At 54.8% G+C, this 1,455-nt stretch carries 2 rRNA genes (1 of these 2 running past the window's edge); both read left to right on the forward strand.

What is annotated here, in order from left to right:
• Positions 1-1,183, forward strand: a 23S ribosomal RNA gene (locus EDF51_RS19530); it begins 2,045 nt to the left of the window's first position.
• Between the two features lie 148 nt (positions 1,184-1,331).
• A 5S ribosomal RNA gene (rrf, locus tag EDF51_RS19535) occupies positions 1,332-1,448 on the forward strand.
• Positions 1,449-1,455 lie beyond the last annotated feature (7 nt).

Below are 1,455 nucleotides of genomic sequence, written 5' to 3' on the forward strand. Positions count from 1 at the left end.
CTGGATTTACTCCGTGAGCGTTGAAGGCCGCAGAGACCAGTGGGAAGCGACTGTTTACTAAAAACACAGGTCCGTGCGAAGTCGCAAGACGATGTATACGGACTGACGCCTGCCCGGTGCTGGAAGGTTAAGAGGAAGGGTTAGCCTTTGGGCGAAGCTCTGAATTTAAGCCCCAGTAAACGGCGGTGGTAACTATAACCATCCTAAGGTAGCGAAATTCCTTGTCGGGTAAGTTCCGACCTGCACGAATGGCGTAACGACTTCCCAGCTGTCTCAACCGCGAACTCGGCGAAATTGCACTACGAGTAAAGATGCTCGTTACGCGCAGCAGGACGGAAAGACCCCGTGACCTTTACTACAGTTTGGTATTGGTGTTCGGTGTGGCTTGTGTAGGATAGGTGGGAGACTGTGAAGCGGGCACGCTAGTGTTCGTGGAGTCATTGTTGAAATACCACTCTGGTCACTCTGGATGTCTAACGTAGGACCCTGATCGGGTTCATGGACAGTGCCTGATGGGTAGTTTAACTGGGGCGGTTGCCTCCCAAAGAGTAACGGAGGCGCCCAAAGGTTCCCTCAACCTGGTTGGCAATCAGGTGGCGAGTGTAAGTGCACAAGGGAGCTTGACTGTGAGACTGACAGGTCGAGCAGGGACGAAAGTCGGGACTAGTGATCCGGCAGTGGCTTGTGGAAGCGCTGTCGCTCAACGGATAAAAGGTACCTCGGGGATAACAGGCTGATCTTGCCCAAGAGTCCATATCGACGGCATGGTTTGGCACCTCGATGTCGGCTCGTCGCATCCTGGGGCTGGAGTAGGTCCCAAGGGTTGGGCTGTTCGCCCATTAAAGCGGTACGCGAGCTGGGTTTAGAACGTCGTGAGACAGTTCGGTCCCTATCCGCTGCGCGCGTTGGAAATTTGAGAAGATCTATCCCTAGTACGAGAGGACCGGGATGGACGAACCTCTGGTGTGTCAGTTGTTCTGCCAAGGGCACCGCTGATTAGCTACGTTCGGACCGGATAACCGCTGAAAGCATCTAAGCGGGAAGCCGTCTTCGAGATGAGATTTCCATGCACCTTGAGTGTGAGAGGCTCCCAGCAGACTACTGGGTTGATAGGCCGGATGTGGAAGCGGGGACTAACGACCCGTGGAGCTGACCGGTACTAATAAGCCGAAGACTTGATAACACACTGATTTCCGTGCACTTGTTGCACGGGCTCGCGTCCACTTTGTGGTTCCCGACAGACGATCGGGAATCAAACTGAATACACCGCTCTGCCCATTCGTGGGCAGCAGCCGGAACATGTTTGAGACCAGATTGATGGTCGAAAGTGTTCCGGTGGTCATAGCGAGAGGGAAACGCCCGGTCACATTCCGAACCCGGAAGCTAAGCCTCTCAGCGCCGATGGTACTGCAAGGGGGACCTTGTGGGAGAGTAGGACGCCGCCGGACTTAACGT

The sequence above is a fragment of the Curtobacterium sp. PhB25 genome, from assembly GCF_004365375.1.
Classification (GTDB): Bacteria; Actinomycetota; Actinomycetes; order Actinomycetales; family Microbacteriaceae; genus Curtobacterium.